A 1205-nucleotide genomic window follows, 5' to 3' on the forward strand; every position below is an offset into this window, starting at 1 on the left:
GCCACACACTTATGTGGTTCCTGGTCGCACAGTTCTCACGCCGCATGGACCCATCACACCACTGGCCGCTCACTGATCCGTAAGAAACGGCCTAGGCGCGCTGGAAGGTGGCCCCGCCCGCGGAGAAGGCGCCGAGGCGATGGGCGCCCAGTAGCCGTGCCCCAGGGGCAGCTGTGCGGCCGTGCCGACATGCGCAGCGCCCAACTGGCGAGCAGAAGAGCCCGCGCCGCCTGGCAGGAGGCTTACGACCGAGCACAACAGGAACCGGTCCGCCCCAGGGGCCTAACTGCGCAAGAGGCGAAGGCTGCTCAGGAGGCGCTCGAAGGTTTCGGCAGAGCAGCAACACTCATGGAGAGCCGCGTCCCGCACGACGACAACCCTTCCACTCCCGAGGTGGAGGCGTTGGCCGAAGCCCTGGAATCGGACACGGAGCAGGCGGCAGCCGCTATGCGCGAGCACAGGGATCCGGACTGGGCACGCGTGGAGAAGGCCCTCCAGACATGGGAAAGAGCCGGTGGCCGGAGCCCGGCGCCACGGAGCGAGGCAGACCTGTAGAAGCACGCCCTGGAAAACCTGGCGACAGCGGTGAGCCGCACCCTCTTGGAGCGCGATGTCGGCTCCCTGCGCGAGGGACAGCGCGTGCGGGAAGCGGTGGAGGCACAAGGCGATGGTTCGGAACCCGCGCACCGGGGTGGATGACCACCTGTCGCAGCAGGCGTGCGCCCCGCTTCCGAGGTCCGCCTGGTCCGACAGATGGCCGAGATGAGGGAGCTTCACGCTTAGGACGCAGCGATCAGTCGGTGGATTGCCCGCTCCGCGGTCCAAGCCCTGACGAGTTCCTCTCTCGTAACCCTTCGGACCGAGGTCTCCTTTGTGGAGACCTGTCGGCCCGCCCCTCCCTTGTGTGCCGGCTCGCCAGCGTCACGGGCTGTCGGTCAGGGGCCCACTGTCCTCTGCCCAAGATCCGGGCCATACGCGGCCCAGCCGCCTGCAGTGCGGTCGAATCACGACCGTTTCCGCTGGTCAGTAACCACGCGAGTCGTGTACCACCAGCAGACGCAGAATCTGCTATCAGATGTGACACGCTCACCTGGCGCCCGCTGGGGCTACCTAGGCCGTTTCTCTCGGATCATCGTGCTGACCAGATGAGGATGGCCGCGACGTGGAGCCCGGCCAGGTAGACGGTCGCGGTCTTCTCGTAGCGG

General features: G+C 67.1%; 1 pseudogene. It reads left to right on the forward strand.

Annotated features, from left to right (window positions below):
- Positions 1 to 180 precede the first annotated feature (180 nt).
- A pseudogene (locus AB0F29_RS41580) lies at positions 181 to 699 on the forward strand (FUSC family protein); the annotation flags it as partial.
- Positions 700 to 1205 lie beyond the last annotated feature (506 nt).

Origin of the sequence: Streptomyces sp. NPDC026589, assembly GCF_040638385.1 — a bacterium.
Classification (GTDB): domain Bacteria; phylum Actinomycetota; class Actinomycetes; order Streptomycetales; family Streptomycetaceae; genus Streptomyces.